General features: G+C 60.2%; 17 protein-coding genes and 1 tRNA gene. 10 read left to right on the forward strand and 8 right to left on the reverse strand.

All coding sequences use genetic code 11. The annotated features are described in order from the left end of the window. The first annotated feature begins 3 nt into the window (after nt 1-3). Together TRIHO_RS12970 and TRIHO_RS12975 are read left to right on the forward strand one after the other, a co-directional pair. A complete protein-coding gene (locus TRIHO_RS12970; RefSeq protein ID WP_068244270.1) occupies nt 4-1014 on the forward strand; it encodes a branched-chain amino acid ABC transporter permease in 1011 nt (336 codons plus the stop codon). Next, nucleotides 1011-2336 (forward strand): branched-chain amino acid ABC transporter permease, encoded by a 1326-nt coding sequence (locus TRIHO_RS12975; RefSeq protein WP_068244273.1) that lies wholly within the window; start codon nt 1011-1013, stop codon nt 2334-2336. The genes TRIHO_RS12970 and TRIHO_RS12975 overlap by 4 nt, the downstream gene beginning before the upstream one ends. A 59-nt stretch (nt 2337-2395) precedes the next feature. Here the strand turns inward: TRIHO_RS12975 and TRIHO_RS12980 are convergent, their stop codons facing one another. Then, complete coding sequence (locus TRIHO_RS12980) at nt 2396-3940, reverse strand: helicase HerA-like domain-containing protein (protein WP_068244276.1); 1545 nt, start codon at nt 3938-3940, stop codon at nt 2396-2398. A gap of 632 nt (nt 3941-4572) precedes the next feature. Here TRIHO_RS12980 and TRIHO_RS12985 point away from each other — a divergent pair. Then, entirely contained in the window at nt 4573-5223 is a 651-nt protein-coding gene (locus TRIHO_RS12985; RefSeq protein WP_068244279.1) for an invasion associated locus B family protein, read from the forward strand. 119 nt (nt 5224-5342) lie between these two features. On the opposite strand, the gene TRIHO_RS12990 is transcribed toward TRIHO_RS12985, so the two are convergent. Genes TRIHO_RS12990 through TRIHO_RS13005 form a run of 4 tightly spaced genes read right to left on the reverse strand, consistent with a single transcriptional unit; the run spans nt 5343 to nt 9627 of the window. Next, entirely contained in the window at nt 5343-6551 is a 1209-nt protein-coding gene (locus TRIHO_RS12990) for a beta-ketoacyl-[acyl-carrier-protein] synthase family protein (protein ID WP_068244282.1), read from the reverse strand. Nucleotides 6552-6583: 32 nt separating this feature from the next. After that, complete coding sequence (locus tag TRIHO_RS12995; RefSeq protein ID WP_068244286.1) at nt 6584-6841, reverse strand: acyl carrier protein; 258 nt, start codon at nt 6839-6841, stop codon at nt 6584-6586. Nucleotides 6842-6893: 52 nt separating this feature from the next. Further along, a complete protein-coding gene (lpxD, locus tag TRIHO_RS13000) occupies nt 6894-7967 on the reverse strand; it encodes a UDP-3-O-(3-hydroxymyristoyl)glucosamine N-acyltransferase (protein ID WP_068244289.1) in 1074 nt (357 codons plus the stop codon). A gap of 37 nt (nt 7968-8004) precedes the next feature. Next, nucleotides 8005-9627: a L,D-transpeptidase family protein gene (locus TRIHO_RS13005; protein WP_068244292.1), complete on the reverse strand. Its 1623-nt coding sequence runs from the start codon at nt 9625-9627 to the stop codon at nt 8005-8007. A 359-nt stretch (nt 9628-9986) separates the two neighbouring features. Between TRIHO_RS13005 and TRIHO_RS13010 the strand changes: the two genes are divergently transcribed. Together TRIHO_RS13010 and TRIHO_RS13015 are read left to right on the forward strand one after the other, a co-directional pair. After that, complete coding sequence (locus tag TRIHO_RS13010; protein ID WP_068244295.1) at nt 9987-10553, forward strand: YcbK family protein; 567 nt, start codon at nt 9987-9989, stop codon at nt 10551-10553. A 199-nt stretch (nt 10554-10752) separates the two neighbouring features. Then, nucleotides 10753-10829 (forward strand) — tRNA-Arg (locus TRIHO_RS13015). A gap of 135 nt (nt 10830-10964) precedes the next feature. Here the strand turns inward: TRIHO_RS13015 and TRIHO_RS13020 are convergent. Then, the gene (locus TRIHO_RS13020) at nt 10965-11618 is read right to left on the reverse strand and encodes a TetR family transcriptional regulator (protein ID WP_068244298.1); all 654 of its coding nucleotides are present in this window, start codon (nt 11616-11618) and stop codon (nt 10965-10967) included. Nucleotides 11619-11765: 147 nt separating this feature from the next. On the opposite strand from TRIHO_RS13020, the gene TRIHO_RS13025 reads away from it, so the two are divergent. From TRIHO_RS13025 to TRIHO_RS13045, 5 genes are all read left to right on the forward strand, one after another. Then, nucleotides 11766-12641: a shikimate dehydrogenase gene (locus TRIHO_RS13025; RefSeq protein WP_068244301.1), complete on the forward strand. Its 876-nt coding sequence runs from the start codon at nt 11766-11768 to the stop codon at nt 12639-12641. A gap of 33 nt (nt 12642-12674) precedes the next feature. After that, complete coding sequence (locus TRIHO_RS13030) at nt 12675-13685, forward strand: DctP family TRAP transporter solute-binding subunit (protein WP_068244304.1); 1011 nt, start codon at nt 12675-12677, stop codon at nt 13683-13685. A gap of 61 nt (nt 13686-13746) precedes the next feature. Continuing rightward, a complete protein-coding gene (locus tag TRIHO_RS13035) occupies nt 13747-14274 on the forward strand; it encodes a TRAP transporter small permease (RefSeq protein WP_068244307.1) in 528 nt (175 codons plus the stop codon). Continuing rightward, entirely contained in the window at nt 14271-15551 is a 1281-nt protein-coding gene (locus TRIHO_RS13040) for a TRAP transporter large permease (protein ID WP_232367782.1), read from the forward strand. The genes TRIHO_RS13035 and TRIHO_RS13040 overlap by 4 nt, the downstream gene beginning before the upstream one ends. A 13-nt stretch (nt 15552-15564) precedes the next feature. Then, the gene (locus TRIHO_RS13045) at nt 15565-17454 is read left to right on the forward strand and encodes a bifunctional sugar phosphate isomerase/epimerase/4-hydroxyphenylpyruvate dioxygenase family protein (RefSeq protein WP_068244310.1); all 1890 of its coding nucleotides are present in this window, start codon (nt 15565-15567) and stop codon (nt 17452-17454) included. Between the two features lie 59 nt (nt 17455-17513). Here the strand turns inward: TRIHO_RS13045 and TRIHO_RS13050 are convergent, their stop codons facing one another. Both TRIHO_RS13050 and TRIHO_RS13055 read right to left on the reverse strand, forming a co-directional pair. After that, nucleotides 17514-18290 (reverse strand): hypothetical protein, encoded by a 777-nt coding sequence (locus tag TRIHO_RS13050; protein WP_068244313.1) that lies wholly within the window; start codon nt 18288-18290, stop codon nt 17514-17516. Beyond that, complete coding sequence (locus TRIHO_RS13055) at nt 18290-18559, reverse strand: spike base protein, RCAP_Rcc01079 family (protein WP_068244316.1); 270 nt, start codon at nt 18557-18559, stop codon at nt 18290-18292. Before TRIHO_RS13055 ends, TRIHO_RS13050 begins: the two co-directional genes overlap by 1 nt. Nucleotides 18560-18839: the final 280 nt, after the last annotated feature.

Below are 18839 nucleotides of genomic sequence, written 5' to 3' on the forward strand. Positions count from 1 at the left end.
GCTATGGATTTCCTCAACGCCGTTGTGGCATTGTCCAATTTCGTTCTGATCCCCGGTATCGCCTACGGCAGCCAACTGGCGCTTGGCGCGCTTGGCGTGACGTTGATCTATGGCATCCTGCGGTTTTCTAATTTTGCCCATGGCGACACCATGGCGTTCGGCACCATGGTGACGATCCTGTTCACCTGGTGGTTTCAATCGATGGGGATCAGCGCGGGCCCGCTGCCCACCGCCCTTCTTGCCCTGCCCTTCGGCATTCTGGCGACGATGGGTCTACTGGTGGGAACGGATCGGGTCGTCTTTCGGTTCTATCGACAGCAAAAAGCCAAGCCGGTGGTCTTTGTCATGGTCTCGCTCGGTGTGATGTTCATGATGAACGGGCTGGTCCGCTTTGTCATCGGTCCCGGCGATCAGCGGTTCGAGGATGGCGAGCGGTTCATCATCAAGGCCCGCGCGTTCAAGGAGATGACCGGCCTGGACGAAGGGCTGGCGATCAAGACCTCGCAAGGGATCACGGTGGTGACGGCCATCGTCGTGGTCGCGGTGCTGTTCTGGTTCCTGAACCGGACCCGCACCGGTAAATCCATGCGGGCCTATTCCGACAACGAGGACCTGGCGCTGCTCTCTGGTATCAACCCGGAGCGGGTGGTGATGATCACCTGGCTGATCGTTGCCGCCTTGGCGACCATTGCCGGGACCTTGTATGGACTTGATAAGTCCTTCAAACCTTTCACCTATTTCCAACTTCTCCTGCCGATTTTCGCGGCTGCCATCGTTGGCGGGCTAGGGAGCCCGCTGGGGGCCATCGCCGGCGGGTTTGTGATCGCGATGAGCGAGGTGATGATCACCTATGCCTGGAAAAAGGTCGCCGGTTACCTGCTGCCCGAGAGCCTGGAACCTGATGGGTTGGTGCAGCTTTTGAGTACGGATTACAAATTCGCCGTCTCCTTTGCGATCCTGATTGTTGTCCTGCTGTTCAAACCCACCGGCATTTTCAAAGGAAAAGCGGTATGACCGAAAGAGTGAAACATACGCTTCTGTTCATCGGCGTCGCGCTGCTGTTGGTGCTGGAGGGCACGACCTCCGCGCTTGGGGTGTTTTCGGGATCCTGGAATTCCTCGCTGACCATCCTGAACATGGGGCTGATTTCGGCAATCATGGCGCTAGGGGTGAACCTGCAATGGGGGTTTGCCGGGCTGTTCAATGTTGGCATCATGGGGTTTACCGCCCTTGGCGGGCTGGCTGTCGTGCTGACTTCGATGCCGGCAACACCCGGTGCCTGGGACATCGGTGGTCAGCGTATTCTGCTGGCCCTGGTGCTGGGGGCGACCACCATCGGCGGCGCTATTCTGGCCTATCAGAAACTGGCGCCGGGCCGGCCGCGCATGGTCGGAATGATTGCGACGCTGATCGCGGGTTTCTTTATCTATCGCATGGTTCTGGACCCCGGAGTTGAAGCGGTCGAAAGCATCAATCCCGCGCTGGAAGGCAATATTGGCGGACTGGGTCTGCCGGTGCTGCTGGCCTGGCCGATCGGGGGCATCCTGGCCGCCGGTGTCGCCTGGGTCATCGGCAAGACCGCCTTGGGTCTGCGGTCCGACTACCTTGCGATTGCAACCCTTGGCATTGCCGAAATCATCCTCTCAGTGCTCAAGAACGAGGACTGGTTGTCGCGCGGGGTGAAAAATGTGGTCGGTCTGCCGCGTCCGGTGCCCTATGAGGTCGACCTGCAGAATGATCCTGGTTTTGTTGCAAGCGCGGCCAGCTGGGGGTTCGACCCGACCACAGCCTCGACCCTTTATGTCAAACTGGGCTATTCCTTGCTCTTCACCGTGGTCCTGCTGGTTCTGCTGTGGATGGCGCAGATGGCGTTGAAGAGCCCCTGGGGCCGGATGATGCGCGCCATTCGCGACAATGAGGTCGCCGCAAACGCGATGGGCAAGAATGTCACCCGGCGACATTTGCAGATCTTTATCCTCGGCTCGGCGGTCTGCGGGATTGCCGGTGCCATGATGACCACCCTCGACAGCCAGTTGACACCTGGCACCTATAACCCGCTGCGGTTTACCTTTCTGATCTGGGTGATGGTGATTGTCGGGGGATCGGGCAACAATTTCGGCTCGGTGCTGGGCGGTCTTCTGGTCTGGTTCCTGTGGATCAAGGTCGAACCGCTGGGGACGATCCTGATCGAGGTCCTGACGGCCGGCATGGACCCGGACAGCGCCCTGCGCGCGCATCTGATGGAAAGTGCGGCGCATATGCGCCTGTTGACCATGGGGCTGATACTCCTGCTGGTCCTCAGGTTCAGCCCTCGCGGCTTGATCCCGGAAAAATAACAAAAAACGCCGCCCTGACATGGGCGGCGTTTTGCTGTGCAGGGCCGGGTGAAGGCGCCTCAGCGCCCCTTGAACAGGCCGCCGAGGATGCCACGGACCAAGCGTCTGCCGGTGGTGCCTTTCAGCTCCTTGATGACCGCTTCTGACATGGCGGAGGCAAAGGTGTCGCCGCCGCCAACGCGGCGCGACGTCGATCGGCCCACCCGGCCGCCGCTGTATCGCCGTGCAGCATTGAATTCGCGCACCATCGGGTCGGCCGCAGCTTCGGCCTCGGTTTCGGCCACTTCTGCCGCCGCCGCCGCGTCGTCGGCCCGCGATTTCAGGATCTCATAGGCGGAGTGCCGGTCAATCGGCGTGTCATACTTTGACGACAGGCCGGAGGATTCGATCACTGCGCGCCGCTCCGCCGGGGTAATCGGGCCCAGCTGGCTGGACGGGGGCCGGATCAGCGTTCGTTCGACGATCCCCGGCACGGCTTTCTTTTCCAGCATCGAGGTCACGGCCTCGCCGACACCGACGGCGCGGATGGCCTCTTCGGTGGAAAAGCGCGGGTTTTCCCGATAGGTTTCGGCCGCCAGTTTCAGTTTTTTGCGGTCTCGGGCGGTAAAGGCACGCAGTGCATGCTGAACGCGGTTGCCCAACTGGCCCAGAATATCTTCGGGGATGTCATCCGGCGACTGCGTCACGAAATAGATGCCGACCCCTTTGGAGCGGATCAGACGCGCCACCTGTTCCACCTTGTCCACCAGCGCCTTTGGCGCATCCTCAAACAGCAGATGCGCTTCGTCGAAAAAGAACACCAGCTTTGGTTTGTCCGGATCACCAACCTCCGGCAGCGTTTCGAACAATTCACTCAGCAACCACAGCAGGAAGGTCGCATAGAGTTTCGGGGCGGCCATCAGCGTGTCGGCGGCAAGGATGTTCACGATCCCCTGCCCCGACGCGTCACAGCGCATCAGATCTGCCAGCTCCAGCGCGGGTTCGCCAAACATGCCGGAGCCGCCCTGGTTTTCCAGCACCAGCAGGCGCCGCTGAATGGCGCCGATTGATGCGGTCGAGACATTGCCATAGCGCAGCGACAGCGCGGCCCGGTTTTCACCGACCCAGACCAACAGCGCCTGCAGGTCCTTCAGATCAAGCAGCGGCAGCGCCTGTTCATCCGCCAGACGAAAGGCGATGTTGAGGATGCCTTCTTGTGCTTCGCTCAGGTCCAGCAGGCGGGACAGCAGAAGTGGGCCCATTTCGGCAACGGTCGTGCGGATTGGATGACCCTGTTCACCAAAGAGATCCCAAAAGGCGACGGGGACGTTCTGGTAAGAAAACGCAGTAAATCCGATTTTTTGCGATCTTTTAACAAAGGCGTCATGGAGCGGCGCATCGGCCCTGCCGCTGTTGGCTAGACCAGACAGATCGCCTTTGACATCGGCCAGAAACACCGGCACGCCCTGCTGCGAGAAACTCTCTGCAAGGATTTGAAGTGTAACGGTTTTACCCGTTCCGGTCGCCCCTGCAATCAGACCGTGTCGGTTGGCATATTTCAATGACATATACTGGGGGTCGGCGTAGTCCGGCCCGCCGCCACCGATAAATATTTCCTCTGGCATTCCTTCATAACTCCTAACGGCGCTTATGGAACGAAAATACAATGTTAACCTTTCCGTGCCAGCCTGAACTTGCCCGTCGGTTCCAATGCGGTTTTCCGGCGGACATTTCCTCCCTGTCAGACTGGCCGTGCCTTGTGCACGGCCATTTTTTTCGACAGCCTGCCTGTCATGTTGGAACTTGTCACATTTCTTCAGCAAAAGAAGCGCAAAAGGTCCGTTTGAAACAGATACTGATTTTTTTTGTTATTGGATGTTGACCGGGCGGGAATTCGCTCGTAACGTTCTGATTAATAACTAAGTCGGCCAGTCCGACGGGGAGATGTGTTTGCAAAAAGGGGGCTTCTGGCCCCCTTTTTCGTGTCTGACGGCTCCTGTCGCGGCAGCGGATTTTGAATCGGTCAGCCTTGATCTGGCGCCTTCCGGCCCGGCTCTGGTGGGGGGGCGCTTTTTTTCGCATCGGGCCGACCCTCGGATTGTCTTCTGCCCCAGACCTGGTGATTGGCAACATTCCGCAGACGAGCCCAAAACCAGGGAATTCTGCCGGGAATTGCGGGGGCTGGCGGTTTTATTCCCCTGACACATCCGGGTGGTCATGTTACATGCGAACAATAAACCAAACAGAAGAGGCATTCATGTTGAAATCCCTCAGCTCGCTCTCTCTTGCCGTTCTGATTGCGGCGCATGCGCCCGCTCTGGCACAAGAGACGACCGAACAGGATGCAGTTGAACAGACTGCGGAAACTACAGAAGACGGCACGCCGGCGCCCAAGCCAAACGCCGATCAGCTTCTTGATCTCGGAACGCCCAATGATGACGCCTCACAGGTCGGTCAGCGGTATTCCAAAGAGAAATTCGGAGATTGGGATCTGGCATGCGTCCGGACGAACTCGGGCGAAGACCCCTGTTCGCTGGTTCAGGTGCTCGTCGATGACGAAGGCGGCCCGGTTGCCGAGGTCTCGCTGTTTCGCATCGATACCGCCGGTGGTGGCCAGGCGGTTGCCGGGGCGACAGTGATCGCGCCGCTGGAAACGCTCTTGCCCGCTGGCCTGTCGATCTCGGTCGATGGTGCGCCGGGCAAGCGGTATAATTTCTCCTTCTGCAACAGCGCCGGCTGCGTGGCGCAGATTGGACTGACCGAGGCCGATATCAATGCCTTTAAACAGGGCAGCGCGGCGACATTCAGCCTGCGCCCGGCCCCCGCCCCAGAGACGGTGGTGTCGGTCAAGATGTCGCTGAGCGGCTTCACATCTGGCTATAACGCCGTGGATGTCGTGTCGCAGTAATCCAACCGACTGTTTGCAAAAAAAGCGGCCCGCGCGCAGATATCACTGCGTGGGGGCCGTTTGTTTGAGGGGAACCGTACGGGCATCGAAGGCCACGGCCCCCTTGGGCCGCCCCTGGCCTAGACCCGTTTCAGTGCAAGGACCGCGTTCAGCCCGCCAAAGGCAAAGGCGTTGGAAAGCGCAACAGAGACCTTCGCCTCGCGGGCCTCGTTCGGCACCACGTCCAGCGCGCATTCTGGATCCGGCTCTTCATAGCCGATGGTGGGGGCAATCACCCCGTCGCGCAGCGCCATGATGCAGGCCAATAGCTCCACCGCACCGGTGCCACCGATCAAATGCCCATGCATTGATTTTGTCGAAGACATCATCAGGCTGTCGGCATGCGGGCCAAAGACATCGGCAACAGCGGCGCATTCGGTCTTGTCATTCGCGGCCGTCCCGGTGCCGTGGGCATTGATATAACCGACCTCCGAGGCATTGACCCCGGCATCTTTCAACGCTCCGGAAATGGCCCGCGCCGCCCCCTGTTTGCTGGGCATCACGATATCCGCAGCGTCAGAACTCATGGCGTAGCCGACGATCTCGCACAGGATCTCGGCCCCGCGGGCGCGCGCGTGTTCGTATTCCTCAAAGACAAAAATGCCGGCCCCTTCCCCCTGCACCATACCATTGCGATTGGCGCTGAAGGGACGACAGGCATCCTTGGACATCACACGCAGGCCTTCCCAGGCCTTGACCCCGCCAAAACACAACATCGATTCCGACCCGCCGGTGATCATTGCCGGGCTCATCCCGCTGCGCACCATCTGAAAGGCCTGTGCCATGGCGTGGTTTGACGAGGCACAAGCGGTCGAGACCGTATAGCTTGGCCCCTTCAGGTTGTATTCCATCGACACATGGCTGGCGGCGGCGTTGTTCATCAGCTTTGGCACCACAAAGGGATGCACCCGGTTCTTGCCGTCCTCATAGACCGATCTGTAGTTGTCGTCCCAGGTCGAGACACCGCCGCCCGCGGTGCCGAGCACGACGCCGGATTTCGCGGCCAGCTCCCCGATGAATTCCAGGCCAGACTGTCGGATCGCTTCTTCGGCGGCAAACAGGGTGAACTGGGTGAACCGGTCATAGAGCGCCATCTGTTGCCGGTTGAAGCGACCTTCTGCCTCAAAATCACGGACTTGGCCGCCGATCTTGATGGCAAGTCGATCCACGTCCCGGAACTCCAGCGGGCCAATTCCGCAGCGTCCCTCGCGCATCGCCTCCAGCGTTGCGGCGGTGGAATGACCCAGCGCGTTGATCGTTCCGGCGCCGGTGATCACAACACGTTTCATCTGTTGTCCTCTTGGTCGGCTGGCTTCAGGGATCAGCCTTTGTCGGCGATCAACGTATTGATGCCATCCACAATCGCGCGCACATTCGAGATGTCAAAATCGCTCTCGTTTGGTTCGTTCGCGTTAAACGGGATCGTGATGTCGAATTCTTCCTCGATCGCAAAAATGCACTCGACCAGACCGAGGCTGTCGATTCCGAGGTCGTCCAGGGTGCTGTCGAGGGTAACATCTGACGGATCTAGGACCGCCTGTTCCGCGATGATTGCGATGACCTTGTCCTGCGTGCTCATAAAGGCGGCTCCTGCGGGAGAAACATTTGCGAGTGGTTTACTGATTGCGACCTTATTTGAAAACAGCCTTTTTCAACGCGTCGAGGTCGCGCAGCATTCGCGGCAGACGGCGTTGCGCTTTGTACATTTCCGTATGGGTGTCCATCTTGACGGCGGGATACCCCATCATGACGCGGCCGGCGGGGACGTTTGACAGGATCTTGGTGCCGCCCCCGGCGATGACACGATCCCCGATGAATGTGTTGTCCGCAACACCACATTGTCCGCCGAGCACGACATTGTCGCCAATTGTCACGGAACCGGACAACCCGGTTTGGCCACAAAGCAGGCAATCAGCGCCGATGCGGCAGTTGTGACCAATATGGACCTGGTTGTCGAGCTTGGTGCCATCGCCGATTTCCGTGTCCCGGATGGTGCCATTGTCAATCGTGGCGTTTGCACCGATTTCCACGTCATTTCCGATCCTTACGGAGCCAAGTGAATGTATCCTGACCCAGGCTTGCGCCTTGGCTTCGCCCTGGTCTCCCAAGGTTTTGCGGACGTTTTCCACCCCGGAGGTCTCTGGCGTGACATAGGAAAACCCATCGGCGGCAATGCGCGCGCCGGGCTGGGCGCGAAACCGGTCACCGATCGTCACGCGGGCCCCGATGGAGACCATTTCACGCAAGTTCGCACCGACTCCGAGGGTGACATCCGCCCCGATAAAGCAATGCGCGCCGATCAGCGATCCGTTGCCGATGCGGGCTCTCGGGCCGATCACCGCCAGCGGGCCGATTGTGACATCCGCCCCGATCTGTGCGCTCGGGTCGATCACTGCGGAGGGATGGATACCCGGCGTTTCGTGCTGGCCGGGGTCCAGCATGCGCGTCAATCCGCCCATCGCAAGGCGGGGCCGCGCGACAAAGATCGCCGCCTCCAGACCCAGCGCCTGCCAGTCGGCCCCCTCCCAAAGCAGCGCCGCACGGGCGCGTCCCTGCGACAGGGCCTCGCCATATTTGGGCGACATCGCCATGGCCAGCGCGTCCGGACCGGCGTCCTGGGGTTCTGCTGCACCTGAGATGACAAAGTCGACCGCGCCAACCGCTTCGGCACCAAGTGATTTTGCGATTTCACCTACGCTGAACATCGGGCCATTCCTCCTGAACCGGATCCTGGCCCGAGACTTAACCCTGAACGCCGGGGAGTACTACCCCTGCCCGTTCCAGGGCCTCCCAGATCTTGGCATCGCGACCATAGACATCCCGGCGAAACTCCGCGCGGCCATCTTCGCTGACAAAAGCCGTGCGATAGATGATGTGTACCGGCACCTTGGTTTCCAGTTCGACCTTGGTTTCCTTGCCGCTGTTCAGGACGCTTTGGAAAAAGCCCTTTGGATCGTCTTCCTGCACCGCAAGCAGGGCATAGGCAAAGTCAAACGGGTCCTGCAGACGGATACACCCATGTGAAAAGGCCCGAACCTCGCGTCCGAACAGGCTCTTTTGCGGCGTATCGTGCAGGTAGATGTTATATTTGTTCGGGAACATGAATTTCACCAGACCCAAGGCATTGCTGCGGCTCGGCGGCTGGCGCATGGCAAAGGGAAAGCTGCGCTGGGTGAACTGGGTGAAATCCACGGCGTTGCGGTCCACGACGCGCCCGCGGCTATCGGTAATCTCGATATAGCTGTGGGCGTTGGGGTTGTTTTTCAGCTTGGGCAGATATTCCTTGGTCACGATGGACCGTGGGACATACCAGCTTGGGTTGATCACCATATGCTCCATCTCGTCGGAGAACTCCGGCGACCGGCGGTCATGGCTGTTACGACCAATGACAGAGCGGGTGACAAAGGTGACTTCGCCCTTGTCGATGATCTTGGCGGTGAAATCGGTCTGGTTGACCAGAACATGCCGGTCGCCGCGATCTGGCGTCAGCCAGCGTTCGCGCTCCATCGCGACAATGACGGATTTGATCCGGTCGGTCACCGGGCGGTTGACCTCTTTCAACGTGCCTTCGCCTGCGATCCCGTCAACCTCAAGCCCATGCTCGCCCTGGAACCGGCGCACCGCGTCTTCCAAGGCCAGATCGTAGCTCCGTGCGGCGGTGGGCGTCAGGTATCCCATGGTCACCAAACGGTTTCGCAGCGCAATCACATCCGTGCCGGTGTCGCCCGGCTCCATCTTGCGGACCGGAACCGGGGCGCCCCAGCCGCCTGCGTCCAGCAGCGTTTCCAGCCGTAGTTTTTCACGCAGCAAGGCGCGGTACTGCGTCGAATGCGGCACAAGAGATTGCAGGAACGCCTGCGGCCGCTGCGTTTCAATCCCGCGCAGGATCGCAACCATGTCCACCTTGTGCTTTTTGCGGACGATGCCGTCGTCAATGCTCTCGGGGTTGTTAATCAGACCGGTCTGAAGGTCGGTCGCATAATCGACCAAGGCGCGGCTCAGGGCGACTTCGACGGCGCCCAGATCGCGGGTCGATTTCACCGCGCGCATCTGCTCGATCAACCGGGCCGCCACCACGGACATATCCGGCAACCCATGCGCCGAGGCTTCGTCCAGCGCCTGCATCAGCGCCTGACGTCGGGCGCGCGCCTCATCCGTCTGTGCGGTCCAGATCGGATCATAGTTGTTTTCACGATAAAAAGCGGCGACGGAGTCGTCCTCCCAGGCCATTTCAGCCACCGCTTGGCGAAATCCTGTGGTGGAGGCTTCAGCCGCATCGGCCCAATGGAGGGCAACCCCAAGACCGGCCGCGAACAGACCGGCGGTGACATAGGATGTGATCTTTGGGGCGCGGGCCTGCGACATTGTTCAATAACTCCAAGCTTCAAATCGGATGATCCAGTTAGACCTTAAGCCAGCATAGGTAAACGCCCGGCTTGCAAGTCCATTCACATTTCCATCAGGCATGCAAAAGCAGCAACGTTGATGCGGCGAAACCCCTAGGTTGGCTTTTTGTTCCATCGGGTTAGGGGGAAAAACCCGTCTGCCCTCCCCTTTTGCGCAAGAAATTGCCGAAAAATCACCACATTCTGGCAAGGGATCATTCAAGAGTTGGCACCCGATTCCTGCTGTGCCATATATCCATTGCGCAACAAAGCGTGAAAAAAACCCGGTCCAACCGGGAATTGTGGAACAAAAAAAGCGTACGGGACAACGCTCCTCACATGGCAAAAAAAGATTTCGGGTTTTCCCGTCGAGCACTCTTGAAGGCCTTTGCAGCGACCGCCGTTGCATCCGCCCCAACCTACAGCCAGGCCGCCGGTTTTCTGCGCGGCGGCGGCGATATCCGACGGATCCGTATGTACTCCGGTCGCACGGGCGAACGCCTGGATATGGTGTACTGGATCGATGGCGACTATATCAAGGACGCCGTCAAGGAAGTGAACCACTTCATGCGCGACTGGCGGACCGATCAGATCAAGTCGATTGATCTGCGGACAATCGACATCATGGCGGCATCGCACAATCTTCTGGATGTGTCCGAACCCTATATGTTGTTGTCCGGCTATCGCAGCCCACAGACAAATTCGATGTTGCGCAGCCGATCCCGCGGTGTGGCGAAAAATTCGCTACATATGCAGGGACAGGCCGCCGATCTGCGGCTCGCATCCCGCTCCGTTTCGCAAATGGCGCAGGCGGCCCAAGCCTGCAAGGCCGGTGGCGTTGGACGGTATCACGGGTCGAATTTTGTTCACATGGACTGCGGCGTGGTCCGCAGCTGGCGCGGCTGACCCCTGCCGCCTCATGATCGGTTCGGTTTGTCGGCGAAACCTCAGGGTTGGTCGCGCGCAAACCGTTGGTTTCAAAGACATCTGCGTCACCACAGGCCGTCGCGTTCGGCGTATCAGCCGGAAAACACACTGAATTCTGAACTTCTGCGTTTTTCCCATTGCAGTGTTTTTGAGGGGCGCGTATATCCCCACCACAGACGCACCTGTAGCTCAGCTGGATAGAGCGCTGCCCTCCGAAGGCAGAGGCCAGAGGTTCGAATCCTCTCAGGTGCGCCATTAAAACCTTCCCCCCGACCAGCCCCCCCAATCGAGCACGTGAATCTGTTTCGGCAGGGATAAACACCTGTCCTGTCACGAAAAATCGTGGTGGCGGTGGTTCTGATCTGGGCCCGTCCCTCCGGGCGGAGTCGTTCAGTTGCGCACTGAGCTGAGGATGCTTCCCACCGTTTCTTCCCGGAGCTGCGCCTGACCGGCTTCGGAAAACAGGGCATCGCCAAAGTTTGTGGCGAAGGTCATCTGGTTTGCCACATTGAAAAAACTCATCGCGCTGATCTGCCAGTGCAGCACCAGCGGCGAAACATCCGCCCGGAACACGCCCGCCGCCTTGCCGGCCTCGCAGATACGTTCCAGCTGTTTGATCGCCACAGAGTTCGTGGTGGCCAGGTTTTGCAATTCGCGCAGGTGACGGGCGTTGTGAATATTCTCGATCATCACCAACCGAATGAACTCCGGGTTGGCCCGGTGGTGATCAAAGGTGAATTCCACCAGTTTCCGCAGCGCGGCCATCGGCTCCAACCCGTCCAGGTCCAGCTCGGATTCTGCTTTTCGCACGCTGGCGTATTCCGCTTCGAGCACCGCGCGGTAGAGCCCTTCCTTGTCGCCGAAATAGTAAAAGATCATCCGTTTGGAGGTTTTGATCCGTTCCGCGATCACCTGCACTCTGGCGCCGGACAGACCGTGCTCTGCGATTTCCGCCCGGGCCGCCCGCAGGATATCCGCCTTGACGGCTTCGGGATCCTGTTTCCAGGACCGACCGACGTTTTTTTTCACTGTTTTTTCAGCCATTTCACCCGCTTCCCTCATCTGTCCTAATTGGCACATTTAACCGCGCGGTTCAATCCTGTTGACTAAATTAACCGCACGGTTCATTTTGGGGCAAGAGAGAGATTCGGACGAGCCACGATGAGGCTTGTCATGTGGGGAGGACATCAGATGCGCGAAAGTGGCGAGACGCTGCTGGCTGGGCTTGTGGGGCGGGGGATCCAGCTTTCGCGGACCCCGGCGATGCATGTCGCAGAGGCAGAATCGCAAGGCATGCATGCCGCCTATCAGCTACTTGATGCCGACCTGTTGGATCGGCCGCTGGCCGAGATCCTCGATGCGGCAGAGATGATGGGGTTCAGCGGGCTGAACGTCACCTATCCGTTCAAGATCGAGGTTCTGCCGCTGCTTGATACGCTGTCCACCAACGCCAAATCGGTTGGCGCGGTCAATACGATCGCGTTTCGTGACGGCCGCCGGTTTGGCCATAACACGGACCTTTGGGGGTTTGCCGAGGGGCTGCGGCGCGGGCTTCCCGGGGCGGCATTGGACCATGTGCTGCAGTTCGGCGCCGGTGGCGCCGGCGTTGCGGTTGCCCATGCGCTGGCGGAACTTGGGGTTCGGCAGCTGTCGATTGTCGATGTCGACCCGGAACGGGCCGCAACATTGGCAACGCAGATTGCGCATACCCATGAAACCTGCGCCGCGGTTGCGGTCGAAGATGCCGCTGCCCTGATCCAATCCGACCGCCCTGACGGGATCGTCAACGCCACCCCGATGGGCATGGCCAAACTGCCCGGCACAGCCGTCGAAACCAGTTTGCTCCAGCCCACGATGTGGGTGGCGGATATCGTATATTTCCCTTTGGAAACAGAGTTGTTGCGGGCTGCGCGCGCCCGTGGCTGCCGGGTTCTGCCCGGATCCGGAATGGCCGTGTTTCAGGCCGTGCGCGCCTTTGAACTGTTTACCGGCCGCAAGGCTGATCCAATCCGGATGAAGGCAACATTCGACGCCTTTGTCCCATCGCGCGATCCCGCGCACACCTGAAGACCTGACTTTGCTTATCGGGAGGAGAAAAGCATGACTAAAACTTTCACCAAATGGGCCACAGTCGCCGCAACGGCATTGACCCTTGGCATGGGCGCAACGGCGCAGGCGCAAACTCTTCGTCTGGCTCACGTGGACCCGGACGACTGGACCGCATCGAAAAAGGGCGCCGCCGCCCATGTGTTCAAGAACATCGTCGAAGGCGAAACCGACCTGACGGTAGAGCTGTTCCCAGCCGGTGCGCTCGGCAACGAGGATGAACTGATCGGCCAGGCACAGGAAGGTCTGACCCAGGTGGTCCTGGTTTCCGGTGCCATGTCCAAGGTCTGCCCGGCGGCTTCCGTTCTGGATATTCCCTACACGTTTTCCTCGGCCACCGTCGCCTGGGAAGTGCTGGACGGTCCCTTCGGTGACGATCTGGCCGCGCATTGTCTTGAACAGACCGGCCTGCGCACCCTTGCCTATGGCGAAACCGGGTTCCGCAACTTCACCAACAACACCCGCGAGATCAAAAGCCCCGCAGATATGGAAGGGCTGAAGTTCCGCGTGCAGCCGATCCCGCTCTATGTGGAAATGGTCAAGGGCCTGGGCGGCGAGCCGACCCCGATTGCCTGGACCGAACTGCCGAATGCGCTGTCGACCGGTGTCGTCGATGGTCAGGAAAACCCGGTTGGTGTGATCTACAACAACTCCCTGCACAAGCTGCAGAAATACATGACCCTAGACGGCCATGTCTATGCGGCTGATTTCATTCTGATTTCGGATGAGTTCTATGAGGGCCTGGAACCGGCCGAGCAGGAAGTGGTCAAGAAAGCCGCCCGTGTGGCAGGCACCATGGGCCGTGCGATCCAGCAATGGGGCACTGCCGAGGGCGTGAACAAGGTGCAGGCCGAGGGCATGCAGGTCTATTCGCCGACTGCCGACGAGATTGCAGCCTTTGCGGAAAAGGCGCAGCCTGCTGTGGTAGACTATCTGCGCGGCGAACTGGGTGACGATGCCGTCTGGATCGACAACCTTCAGGCCGCCGTTGCCGCCACCAACTGATACTTGAACACCCCGGACCGCCCTGTCGTGGGGCGGTCCGGTCACCATAAAGGTCACTGCCATGCACAGTCTCAATCGCCTTGTCGAACGGATCCTCGCCGGCCTGTCGGGCCTGTCCATCGCCCTGGTCTTTTCCATCATCTTCGTGAACGCGCTGCGGCGCTACACACTTGGCAAGTCCCTGCCCTGGGGCGAAGAATTGCCGATCTATCTCACCATCTACGGGGTCATGTTCGGCGTTGCCCTCGCCTATATGCAGGACCGCCACATTCGCTTTACCGTGCTGACGGAATTCCTGTCCGAGCGGGTGCGCGCGCGGCTTTGGTTGCTGGTGGACGGGATCACTGCGCTCAGCGGCCTGGGTCTGATGTTCGCGGGCCATGCCTTTGCGGTCCGGCGCGGCAACCTCGACTCCTCTGGTCTGAAATCGGCCGCGGGCTGGCTCAGTGACACCACCGGGTTTGAGACATTGCTCTGGATCGGGAAGACCGGCACCTGGCAATATGCCATGCCCATCGGCGGCGCGCTCCTGTGCCTCGCTGCGACCCTGAAATTCGCGGAACGTCTCTCCGCCCTGCGGAGCGCATGACCATGGTTTACGTTGTTCTGATTGCCGGTCTTCTCATCGGCGCCCCGATTGCAATTGCCATCATCTCTGCCCTGCTGGTGTTTATGGCAACGGGAGAGGCCCCCTACAGCTTGCGGATTGTCGCCTCCGAGATGTTCCGCAGCATGAATTCCTTCCCATTGCTGGCCATTCCGCTGTTTGTGCTGGCCGGAGAGCTGATGAACGAAAGCGGGATCACCGGCCGCATCATTGCCTTTGCCAATGTTCTGGTCGGGCGGATGCGGGCCGGGCTGGCGTTGGTCAATATCTGGGCTTCGGTGATCTTTGCGGGTCTGTCCGGGTCTGCGGTTGCCGATACCTCCGCCATCGGGCGGGTCTTTATCCCCGAGATGGAAAAACACGGTTACGACCGGTCCTTTGCGGCGGCGCTGACGGCGGCATCGTCGGTGATCGGCCCGATCATTCCGCCCTCGATCCCGGTCATCATCTATGCGCTGATCGTCTCCGGCGTGTCCGTGCCGGCGCTGTTTATGGCCGGGGTCATTCCGGGGCTGATGCTGGCGCTGTTCCTGTCGGCCTATGTCATGCTGACGGTCAAGGTAAAGGACCCTGCCCCCGGCGTTACCTCCGACACCCAATCCGCAGGTCAGGCGCTGCTGGGCGGCATCCTGCCGCTGCTGATGCCGGTTTTTGTCGTCGGCTCCATCCTGATCGGGGTGGTAACCCCGACCGAGGCGGCGTCTTTTGCTGTGGCTTACGCCTTGTTTCTGGGCGCGTTTGTCTACCGCAAGATCACCCTGACCTCCCTGCCCCGGATCTTTACCGATGCCATGCGGGACAGTGCCGTGATCCTGGTGATCATCGCCGCCGTGGGCGCTGCCAACTGGCTTTTGACCTATAACCGCGTGCCCAACATGCTCACCGATTGGGTGCTTGGAAACGTGGAGAGCAAGACCATGTTCCTGATCGCGGTCATCCTGCTGTTTCTCTTTGTCGGTCTCTTTCTTGAGGGGATCGCTGCGATGCTGGTGCTGGTGCCGATCCTGCACCCCATTGCGGTCTCCATGGGGGTTGATCCGGTCCACTTCGGCATTCTGGTGATTTTCAACCTGATGATTGGTCTCATCACGCCGCCCTTGGGTCTGTGCATGTTTGTCGCCGAAGGCATTGCCCAGGTCGGCATGGCGCGGCTGACCCGCTCGATCCTGCCGTTCTTCCTGGTCGAGGTGGTGGTGCTGCTGATCCTGACCTTCGTGCCGGAAACCGTGATCTGGCTGCCCCGCGTGCTTGGATATTGAGGGAAACCCGCAGATGAAAACGTCCATCGCCACTGTCTCGATCTCCGGTAACCTGCTTGAAAAACTGGACGCGATCGCCAAGGCGGGATTTGGCGGGATCGAGATCTTTGAACAGGATTTTCTGACCCACGAAGGTACCCCGCGCGAGGTCGGTCAGATGATCCGCGATCACGGGCTGGAGATCACTCTGTTTCAGCCCTTTCGGGATTTCGAATGCCTGCCGGGAGCCCTGCGCGACAAAGCGTTTGACCGGGCGGAACGAAAATTCGATCTGATGCAGGAGCTGGGGACCGATCTCGTGCTGATCTGTTCCTCGGTGCATCCACAGGCCCTTGGCGGAATTGAACGGGCGGCGGATGATCTCAACGAACTGGGCGGGCGCGCCGCGGCGCGCGGCCTGCGTGTCGGATATGAAGCCCTGGCCTGGGGGCGGCATGTCAATGACCACCGGGATGCCTGGGAAATCGTGCGCCGGGCCGATCACGACAACGTTGGTCTGATCCTCGACAGTTTCCACACCTTGGGGCGCAAGCTCAGCCCGGAGAGCATTCGCGCCATTCCCGGCGACAAGATTTTTTTCGTGCAGCTGGCGGATGCGCCGCAGATCGACATGGATCTGCTGTATTGGTCGCGGCATTTCCGAAACATGCCGGGCGAAGGCGATCTGGATGTGACCGGGTTCATGCGCGCGGTGATGGCAGCCGGATACCAGGGGCCCATCAGCCTTGAGATTTTCAACGATCAGTTCCGGGGGTCCAACCCGCTGGCCGTGGCGCAGGATGGGTATCGTTCGTTGGTTGCGTTGATGGATGACGTGCGCCGGACAGAGCCGTCGGCCGCCGTTGCCCTGCCCGCCTTCCCGCCCCGGATCGAGACAGATGGCGTTGCCTTTGTCGAATTTGCCGCGCGGGGCGAGGCGGCCGCCGGGCTGGGACGGACCTTGGCGACACTCGGTTTTCGCCGGGTCGGCAGCCATCGCAACAAATCCATCACCCTCTGGCAACAGGGAGAGGTGCGCATCGCGGTGAATTCGGAAACCGAAGGCCATGCCGCCAGCACCTGGAACGCCCGTGGCACCTCGGTCTGTGACGTGGGGCTCTCGGTGCGCTCTGCGGCCGATACCGTCGCGCGGGCGCAGGCCCTTGGGGCGCATCCCTTTGGTCAACCGCTGGGGCCGGGCGAATTGGACATTCCCGCGATCCGCGGGCTTGGCGGTTCGGTCCTGCATTTCCTTGAGCCAGAGCCGGAAGGCGCGCAGGTCTGGGATGTGGAATTTGTGACAGATGCGGCGCCACAAACGGCAGAGGCCGGCCTGACCCGCATCGACCACCTTGCCCAGACCATGAGCTATGAAGATATGCTCAGCTGGTCGCTGTTCTATACGTCCCTGTTTGATATGCATAAAATGCCGATGATCGATGTTGTCGATCCCGACGGGCTGGTGCGCAGTCAGGCGATCGGGACACCGGATGGCAGCCTTCGCATCACGCTGAACGGGGCCGAAACCCACCGCACGCTGGCGGGCAATTTCCTGGCCGAAAGCTTTGGCGCCTCGGTTCAACATCTGGCCTTTGCAACCGATGATATCTTTGCCACGGCCCCGCAACTTGCGGATCTGGGGTTCGAGGCGCTGGTGATCCCTGCCAACTATTACGACGACATCGCCGCACGTTTCGACATCGCGCCCGACCGACTGGCGGCGATGAAAGCGGCGAATATTCTGTACGATGCCGAAGGTGAGGCGGAGTTTTTCCAACTTTTCTCGCGCAGTTTTGCGGGCGGTGTCTTCTTTGAAATCGTGCAGCGCGGTGAAGGGTATAAAGGGTTCGGCGGTCCCAACGCGCCGTTCCGCATCGCCGCTCAAAAACGGCTGATGCGGGCCAAGGGGATGCCACAGAAGTAGCGCCTGCCTGAAAACGCCAATTGCCCGAACTGGCAGGTGGCCAGCCCAGCTACAGGCCCTTAAATCGTCCGCCCCTGCTTTGCTGCGAACCAGGTGGTTACGGCGCTCAGATCCGGACCGGTCAGGGCGCGATTGAACACAGCGAATGCATACATTCGCATGCCGCATGGGTTTGTCGCCGCACGGTTGGCGGCGATCCGCAGGGTCTGGCCTGGATGGAGCGGCGTGGTGTATTCCGACCGCTGGTCGGCTACCATGCCGTCCACGATCATCGCAGCCGTTCCAGCCGCGAGATCCAGCCGCACCGCTTCGACAAAATCCACATCAAGACGGTCCACGACATCATTGAGAAAGCCCGACAATCCCAACCCGGAGGAGTTTACTCTGCCGTAGAATTTATCCGCGCCACCGGCCTCGACCTGGTAGTCCCTTGATACCGCATCAAAGGACCAGAGGCTTTCATTCACCCCGGAAGCGGCAAGCGGACGCGCGGCCATGACGGCCGTGTGATTGTCGCCGCCGACCGTGGTGGTTTCCAGGTAGTCATCCGTCCGGTCGAACTCCAGCCACTGTACGCCATTGACCGACCGAAAGGTTGGGCGGGCGGCGTCTGAGGGCGCAACAAGATGATCGCTCTCCGCCACCTTGTTGCGGATCAGCCTGACCGGATCGCCATCCGCCGCAACCGGGACCAGCCCCGCCGCGTCCTGAAACAGGGTCCCCGGATCAGAGGGATCGTAAAGACAGGCGAGCCCCGCCATCCCAATCAGCCCGCCGTGCTGCGCGATCACGGCAAAGCGCGCCGTGCTCTCTAGCGAGATCGAGATGCCCTCCATCAGTAAAGCCCCACGATGCCAGTGGCGGTTGTCCCACTTGCAAGGATCCGGCGGGCGCGGACCGGATAGGGCACGCCCGGTTGCAGCGCGGGCAAGGTGGTGGTGCTGCCGTCCTTCATGATCACCGCAAGATCGCCGGCGGTCGCAACCATGATCGCACGCGGAAGCACATTGAGATCTGCGCCGTCGTCAGGCACCACGTCAAACGCGCCGGTTGCGGGAGAGCCCAGGTCGGAACTGAAGCTGGAGAAGTGATCTGTCGCAGGCATTTTATATCCTTTTCAGCAGCGCTGTATGGTTCGGGATTTAATGCGGCTGACTGTGACAGAGGGGGCTTGAGATGTGGTCTCCTGGAGGGGCGCTGTCTTTACCTTTGCGCAAGAAAGGCAGCTCTGTTCGGCGATTTCTCACCGTGGTGAGCCCACTGGGTGAGGATTCAAAACGGCGTGTACCGTATTGAAAACGTGCACCATCTATCGGATCACTCAGGTGGATAAACCAAAAAAAACCGCGCGGCCTGGCCCGGATTGGGGGCGCAGGCTGCACGGG

Source organism: Tritonibacter horizontis (assembly GCF_001518015.1).
Lineage (GTDB): Bacteria > Pseudomonadota > Alphaproteobacteria > Rhodobacterales > Rhodobacteraceae > Epibacterium > Epibacterium horizontis.

Excerpts from the sequence above, each read along its gene's own strand:
- TRIHO_RS12975 (WP_068244273.1), top strand. The coding sequence starts at position 1,011 with ATGACCGAAAGAGTGAAACATACGCTTCTGTTCATCGGCGTCGCGCTG.
- TRIHO_RS12990 (WP_068244282.1), bottom strand. The coding sequence starts at position 6,551 with ATGAAACGTGTTGTGATCACCGGCGCCGGAACGATCAACGCGCTGGGT.
- TRIHO_RS13035 (WP_068244307.1), top strand. The coding sequence starts at position 13,747 with ATGCACAGTCTCAATCGCCTTGTCGAACGGATCCTCGCCGGCCTGTCG.
- TRIHO_RS13040 (WP_232367782.1), top strand. The coding sequence starts at position 14,271 with ATGACCATGGTTTACGTTGTTCTGATTGCCGGTCTTCTCATCGGCGCC.
- TRIHO_RS12995 (WP_068244286.1), bottom strand. The coding sequence starts at position 6,841 with ATGAGCACGCAGGACAAGGTCATCGCAATCATCGCGGAACAGGCGGTC.
- TRIHO_RS12970 (WP_068244270.1), top strand. The coding sequence starts at position 4 with ATGGATTTCCTCAACGCCGTTGTGGCATTGTCCAATTTCGTTCTGATC.
- TRIHO_RS13025 (WP_068244301.1), top strand. The coding sequence starts at position 11,766 with ATGCGCGAAAGTGGCGAGACGCTGCTGGCTGGGCTTGTGGGGCGGGGG.
- TRIHO_RS13010 (WP_068244295.1), top strand. The coding sequence starts at position 9,987 with ATGGCAAAAAAAGATTTCGGGTTTTCCCGTCGAGCACTCTTGAAGGCC.
- TRIHO_RS12980 (WP_068244276.1), bottom strand. The coding sequence starts at position 3,940 with ATGCCAGAGGAAATATTTATCGGTGGCGGCGGGCCGGACTACGCCGAC.
- TRIHO_RS13030 (WP_068244304.1), top strand. The coding sequence starts at position 12,675 with ATGACTAAAACTTTCACCAAATGGGCCACAGTCGCCGCAACGGCATTG.
- lpxD (WP_068244289.1), bottom strand. The coding sequence starts at position 7,967 with ATGTTCAGCGTAGGTGAAATCGCAAAATCACTTGGTGCCGAAGCGGTT.
- TRIHO_RS13005 (WP_068244292.1), bottom strand. The coding sequence starts at position 9,627 with ATGTCGCAGGCCCGCGCCCCAAAGATCACATCCTATGTCACCGCCGGT.
- TRIHO_RS13055 (WP_068244316.1), bottom strand. The coding sequence starts at position 18,559 with ATGCCTGCGACAGATCACTTCTCCAGCTTCAGTTCCGACCTGGGCTCT.
- TRIHO_RS13045 (WP_068244310.1), top strand. The coding sequence starts at position 15,565 with ATGAAAACGTCCATCGCCACTGTCTCGATCTCCGGTAACCTGCTTGAA.
- TRIHO_RS13050 (WP_068244313.1), bottom strand. The coding sequence starts at position 18,290 with ATGGAGGGCATCTCGATCTCGCTAGAGAGCACGGCGCGCTTTGCCGTG.
- TRIHO_RS13020 (WP_068244298.1), bottom strand. The coding sequence starts at position 11,618 with ATGGCTGAAAAAACAGTGAAAAAAAACGTCGGTCGGTCCTGGAAACAG.
- TRIHO_RS12985 (WP_068244279.1), top strand. The coding sequence starts at position 4,573 with ATGTTGAAATCCCTCAGCTCGCTCTCTCTTGCCGTTCTGATTGCGGCG.